The 6,249-nt window shown below is 70.4% G+C and carries 5 protein-coding genes; 1 reads left to right on the plus strand and 4 read right to left on the minus strand.

Going from position 1 to position 6,249, the window contains the following annotated elements; translation table 11 throughout:
• Positions 1–445 precede the first annotated feature (445 nt).
• From ACFWX1_RS46145 to ACFWX1_RS46160, 4 genes are all read right to left on the minus strand, one after another.
• Positions 446–1,387, minus strand: coding sequence for an acyl-ACP desaturase (locus tag ACFWX1_RS46145; protein ID WP_378396283.1), 942 nt, complete (start codon positions 1,385–1,387; stop codon positions 446–448).
• A 139-nt stretch (positions 1,388–1,526) separates the two neighbouring features.
• The gene (locus ACFWX1_RS46150; protein WP_378396284.1) at positions 1,527–2,432 is read right to left on the minus strand and encodes an ABC transporter permease; all 906 of its coding nucleotides are present in this window, start codon (positions 2,430–2,432) and stop codon (positions 1,527–1,529) included.
• Positions 2,419–3,204: an ABC transporter ATP-binding protein gene (locus ACFWX1_RS46155; RefSeq protein WP_378396285.1), complete on the minus strand. Its 786-nt coding sequence runs from the start codon at positions 3,202–3,204 to the stop codon at positions 2,419–2,421. The genes ACFWX1_RS46150 and ACFWX1_RS46155 overlap by 14 nt, the downstream gene beginning before the upstream one ends.
• Before the next feature lie 14 nt (positions 3,205–3,218).
• The gene (locus tag ACFWX1_RS46160) at positions 3,219–4,277 is read right to left on the minus strand and encodes an ABC transporter substrate-binding protein (RefSeq protein WP_378396286.1); all 1,059 of its coding nucleotides are present in this window, start codon (positions 4,275–4,277) and stop codon (positions 3,219–3,221) included.
• 314 nt (positions 4,278–4,591) lie between these two features.
• Here ACFWX1_RS46160 and ACFWX1_RS46165 point away from each other — a divergent pair, with 314 nt between their 5' ends.
• Positions 4,592–6,109 (plus strand): ATP-binding protein, encoded by a 1,518-nt coding sequence (locus ACFWX1_RS46165; RefSeq protein ID WP_378396292.1) that lies wholly within the window; start codon positions 4,592–4,594, stop codon positions 6,107–6,109.
• Positions 6,110–6,249 lie beyond the last annotated feature (140 nt).

Below are 6,249 nucleotides of genomic sequence, written 5' to 3' on the forward strand. Positions count from 1 at the left end.
CAGAGTCAGTTGTGTAAAAGAGACAGCCCTGAGTCCCTCAAGGAGGCCCCCACGGACCTTTCCCAGCGGCTCCGCTCAACGGGGGTCGATGTGCCGAAGGACGCCCTCGGCGCATCCTCGCCCCGCGAACGGAACCCACCGCCCGCGGCGGGGGTCCCGCTGTCCGCGGCGAATCCGGGCTGTGCCCCTGCCGCGAACGACGCGTAGGGGACGCTGAGCGTCCCTTACGGAGCGTTCGCGACATCCGGGCACGCCCCACGCCCCGAACGGAGCGTTCACGACATCCAGACACGCCGCACGCCCCGAACGACGCGTAAGAGACGCTCAACGTCCCGAACGGAGCGTTCACGACATCCAAACGCGACCCACGCCCCGAACGACGCGTAAAGGACACTCAACGTCCCGAACGGAGCGTTCACGACATCCGGGCAAGCAACCCGCACCGTCAGATCGCAGAGACGCCTCGGGCCGCCGCCCGTGCCGCGGCGGCGTCGCGGCGTTCTTCGAAGCGCGCCGCCTGGGAGTCCAGCCCCTTGAGGAAGGCGGCGAGCTCGTCCCGCGCTGTCTCGCCGACCTCCCCGAGCCCTTCGAGGTCGAACACCTTCCAGTACCGCAGCAGCGGCATGACGACGTCGTCATGGTGGATGCGCAGGTCGTAGATCCCGGCCTTGGCGATCAGCGCGGCCTTGCGCGCGAAGCTCGGGATCACCGCGCCGGGCATGGCGAACGTCAGGACCTCGTCGGCGATCGCCCGCATCATCGCGTCCGGGGCGATCTCCAGCGACGCTTTCACCAGGTTCCGGTAGAAGACCATGTGCAGGTTCTCGTCGGTGGCCACCCGCGCGAGCAGCTTCTCGGCCAGCGGATCCTGCGTGTACCGGCCGGTGTTGCGGTGCGAAAGCCGCGTCGCCAGCTCCTGGAACGAGACGTAGGCGAAGACGTGGAGCAGCGGTTTGTCGCCGCTGTCGTACCCGGCCTGCATGGTCTCCATCCGCATACGCTCCAGCTCGACCGGGTCGACCGCGCGGGTGACCAGGAGGTAGTCGCGGATGCAGATCCCGTGCCGCCCCTCCTCGGCCGTCCAGCGGTGCACCCACGTCCCCCACGCGCCCTCGCGGCCGAACGCGCGCTCGATCTCGCGGTGGTAGCTGGGCAGATTGTCCTCGGTGAGCAGGTTGACCTCGAGCGCGGTCCGCGCGATCGGCGACACCCGCGACTGCTCCGGGTCCCACGGCTCGCCGCCCAGCTCGGCGAAGTTCTTCCCCTCGCTCCACGGGACGTACTCGTGCGGCATCCACTCCTGGGCCATCGTGAGGTGCCGGTTGAGGTTCTCCTCGACCGTCCCCTCCAGTTCGAGCATCAGCCTGGTGGTGTCGGAGACCGTCATGCGGGATTCCTTCCGGAGGGAGCGGCGAACCCTACGAAGCCGTAACTTACGGTCCCGTAGGTAACGACAACGCACGCCACTCCCGTCCGGTTCCCCGCAGCCGGAAGTCGTTACAGGACAAGGGATTCCGGACCGGCTCTCACAGCGAGGCGGTGAGCCCCCGCGCACGCAGCACGGCGCGTTCCAGCGGGCGGAACACCACCAGCTCGATTCCGATCCCGACCAGCAGGATCAGGAAGATCGCGGCGATCACGGTCGGCATGTCGTTGAACGACGAGCCCTCGTTGAGGTACGCGCCGAGCCCGATCCCGAGGTCGGGCGAGCGCGCGATCAGCTCGGCGGCCATCAGCGAACGCCACGAGAACGCCCAGCCCTGCTTGAGTCCCGCGAGGAAACCGGGCAGCGCGGCCGGGAGCAGGATGTGCCGCGCGGCCGCGAGCCGGTTGGCGCCCATCACCTTGCCCACGCGCGGCAGGATCGGCGGGATCTGGTCGATGCCCGCGACGAGGCCGTTGGCGATCGAGGGCACGGAGCCGAGCAGCACGACGAAGTAGATCGCGGCGTCCTTGGTACCGAACCAGATCACCGCGGCGGGCACCCACGCCACCGACGGCAGGCTCTGCAGGCCGGTCAGCAGCGGGCCGATCCCCGCGCGCACCACGCGCACCTTGGCCACCAGCAAGCCCAGCGGCGTCCCGAGGACGACCCCGGCGGCGAAGCCGAGCGCGGCGCGATGCACCGAAGTCCAGACGAAGCCGAACACACTGCCGTCGACGACGGTCGCCCAGAACTTGTCCCACACCGCGAGCGGCGCGGGAAGTGACGTCTCCGGCCAGAACGCGGCCGCCCACAGCACCTGCCACAGCACGACGAGCAGGGCGAGCGCGACCAGCGGGGGCAGGACGCTGCGCACGAACCGGCGACCGGCCGAGGGCCGCTGCTCCCCGACCGGCGTGTCGAGGGTGTCGAGGCCCGCTTCGACCTTGTCGATCTCGGAGCGGGCGCCGCTGTCCGGTTCGGTCACGAGCCGGTCAGGCCGCGGCATGGGTACTGATCACCTCGCGCAGGTGAGCGGTGATCTCCTCGGTCAGCTCCTCGACGTCGGCCGACGGCACGTCACGCCACTCGCGCACCACGCGTCCCGGGCGCGACGACAGCAGCACGACCCGCTGGCCGAGCCGGACCGCTTCGCGCACGTCGTGCGTCACGAACAGCACCGACGTCCCGGTGCGGCGGTAGACGCGCAGCAGCTCGCCCTGGAGGACGTCGCGGGTGATCGCGTCGAGCGCGGCGAACGGCTCGTCCATCAGCAGCAGGGCCTGGCCCTGGTCCTCGCCGGTGCGCAGCGTCGCGGCGAGCGCCCTGGCGAGCGCGACCCGCTGGCGCATCCCACCGGACAGCTCGTGCGGCCGCTTGCCGCCCGCGCCGCCCAGCCGGACGAGGTCGAGCAGCTCGGCGACCTTCTCCCGGCGCTCGGCGCGGCCGAACCCGGCCAGCCGCAGCGGCAGCTCGACGTTGCGGGCCGCGGTCAGCCACGGCATCAGCGCGGCCTCCTGGAACATCACCGCCGGCCGCGAGGTGGTGAGCGTGATCTCGCCCGCGCTCGGCTGGTCCAGGCCCGCGACCAGGTTGAGCAGCGTGCTCTTGCCGCAGCCGGACGCGCCGAGCAGGCAGACGAACTCGCCGGGCTCGACGGTCAGGTCGACCCCGTCGAGCGCGACGACCGCGCGGCCGGTGGGACCGAACGCCTTGCGCACGCCGTCGAGCCGGACCGCGGCGTCGGTGGACAGACTCGGGACAGGAAGGGTCGTGGTCATCGCTGGGCCTCCGGTCACTTGGTCAGTTCTGGCGCGCTGACGGCGGGCTGTCCCTGTGCCTTGAGCACCTCGTTGAGCGGTCCGAAGTCGGCGAACCCCTTGAGGTTGACGGCCTCCTTCACGATCCCCGCGGTCACCGAGTCCTTGGCCAGCTGGGGGAACTGCGCGGCGACCGGGTCGGCGGTCAGCTCGATACCGGAGAAGGAGCGGTCGAGCACGGCCTCGCCGAGGGTGTTGCCCGTCAGTTCCTTGAGCGCGCCGTTGACGACGGTCTTCGCCTCGGCCGGGTTCGCCTTCGCCCAGTCGATCGCGGCCAGCTCGCCCTTCAGCAGCGCACGCACCGTTTCGGGGTGCTGCTGCAGGAACTCGCTGCGCACGATGACCACAGTGGACGGAAACTTTCCTTGCGGCCACAGGCTTTTCTCGTCAACAAGTACCTTCGCGCCGGCGTCGGCGACAAGCCGCGACGACCACGGCTCGGGCAGCCAGCCGCCGTCCACCTCGCCCTTCTTGAAGGTGTCGAACGTCTTCGGGTTGTCCAGGGCGGTGACCTTGACCTGATCGGTCAGCTTCTTCTCGGCCAGGAACTTCTTCAGCGCGACGTCCTGGGTGTTCCCGAGCTGCGGGGTCGCGATGGTCTTGCCCTTGAGCTGCTCGACGCTGGTGATGTCCGGCTTGACGACCAGCTGCGCGCCACCGGAGACCGCGCCGGCGACCAGCTGGATCGTGCCCTTGGACTTGGTGAAGGCGTTGATCGCCGGGCCGGAGCCGATGAAGGCGACGTCGAGTGAGTTGCCGAGCAGCGCGTTGACCTCGTCCGGGCCCGCGTTGAACGTCTGCGTGGTGAGCTTGGTCTTGCCCAGCTCCTTGGCGAAGAAGTCCTTCTTCGTGCCGATGAGCGCCGGGGCGTGCGTCACGTTCGGGAAGTACCCGACCCGGACCTCGGCGGCGGCGCCCTGGTTCTGGGCGGGCCCCGAGGAGCTGTCGGCCCGGGAACAGCCCGCGAGCCCGGCGGCGGCTGTCAGGGCGGCGAGCGCCGTGGCCAGGACTCGGGATCTGTGGTGGGTACGCACTTTCGACGTGCCTTTCACGGGACGGTCGGGTCGGGAGAGCCGCCCGAGAGTTGCACGCTCACCCACCCAGTCGCATAGTCATCCGCATCCCGGGAAATCTTGTGAGAATCCTTGACACCGGCGACCGGGGTGTACTCACCAGCGGCGATGCCAGGTCGAGCGTCCATTCGCGACTTACACCGGCCCGCACTGTGTAACAGAACGTGTCGATGCCGCGAATCATGGGTAGCCGGTGCGATGGGCTGCGGGGTCTCTTCGGCACAGGCACCGGGAGGGTACGACAAGTGGCGGCGAGACACCCTCGGACGCTGGTCATGACCGGCGTGCTGATCGCCGGGTTCGCGCTCGGGATCGTCGCGGCGACCCTGAAGATCCAGGACGGCGGGCACTCCGCGTTCGACACCACGCTGAGCACGCTGACCGGCTCGCTCTTCCTGGTCTCGGGCGCCATCGCCCACGTGCGCCGCCCGGAGAACCGGATCGGCGTGCTGATCGCCATGGTCGGCGTGGCGTTGTTCTGCGAGGACCTGCAGTTCTCCCAGGACCCGGTGATCTACACGGCCGGGCTCGCGCTGACCGCCGCGTCCAGTCCGGTGATCGCGCATCTCGTGCTCGCCTTTCCGCGCGGCGGGCTCCGCTCGCGCTGGGAGCGGCTGGTCGTCGTCGCGGCGTATTCGGCGGTGCTGGCGTCGGCGACTCTCCGGATCGTGTTCGGCAACGACCCGCGGGATCTGGCGTCCGTGGTGTCCAAACCGGCCGTCTATGACGTCGCGGTGCGGGTGCTGGGCTTCGTCAGCGCGCTCACCGGCGCCGGTGTCGTGGTCATCCTGCTCTACCGCTGGCTGACCGGGCGGCTGCCGCAGCGGCGGCTGCTCCACCCCGCGGTCGGGATCGCGCTCGTCGGCGCGTTCGCCTCGGCGGTCGGCAGCGCGCTCGGCCCCCACCATCCGCTGTCCGAGCCGCTGCTGAACGTCTACCGGGTCGCGTTCTGCCTGTGGCCGCTGGCTTTTCTCCTCGGTGTCCTCCGCTCCCGTGTCGGCAACGCCGAGATGATCCGGCTGCTGCTCGAACGCGACGGCACCGGGCTGGCCGCGCTGGTGCAGGACGATCAGGTGTGGAAGGACAGCCGGTCGATCGACGCGCTCAACGCGGCCGCCGGGCTGGTGCTCGACAACCAGCGGCTCGCCGCGGAACTCGAAGAACGGCTGGCCGAGGTGCAGGCCTCGCGGGCGCGCATCGTGGCCGCGGGCGACGAGGAACGCCGCCGGATCGAACGCGACCTGCACGACGGCGCCCAGCAACGGCTCGTCAGCGTCGTCCTGCTGTTGCGGATGGCCGACCGGCGGCTCGGCGCCGACCTCGGGCCCGAGGTGCGCACGCTGCTCGCCGGGACGGTCGCGGAACTCCAGTCGGCGATCACCGAACTGCGGGAGCTGGCGCGAGGCATCCGGCCCGCGATCCTCACCGAGGCCGGCCTGGTGGCGGCGGTCCGCTCGCTGCTGGACCGGACCCCGGTGTCCGTCGAACTCGCGGTGGGCGAGGTCCCGCGGCTCGACTCGGCCGTCGAAGCCACCGCGTACTTCCTGACGTCCGAAGCGCTGACGAACGCGCTCAAGCACGCCAAGGCCGACCACGTGCGGGTCGAGATCGCGGTGGAGGGCGAGGGCCTGCGGGTCGAGGTCGCCGACGACGGCGTCGGCGGCGCCGAAATCGACGGCGGCACCGGGCTCGCCGGGCTGCGGGACCGGGTGCGGGCGCTGGGAGGCGACCTGTACGTCCACAGCCACGCCGACGCCGGCACCTGCGTCTCCACCACGATCCCGCTGCGCTGAAGGGGACTTTGCTCTCGTAAGACGCGCTGAAGGGGGGGGTGGGGGGGGGGGGGGGGGGGGGGGGGTCCCCCACAACACACCCCGAAGAATAAAAAAAAAAACAAAAAACAAACCCCAGGGGGCGCCCGCGCGCGGGCGGA

Source organism: Amycolatopsis sp. NPDC059021, assembly GCF_042739895.1.
GTDB lineage: Bacteria > Actinomycetota > Actinomycetes > Mycobacteriales > Pseudonocardiaceae > Amycolatopsis.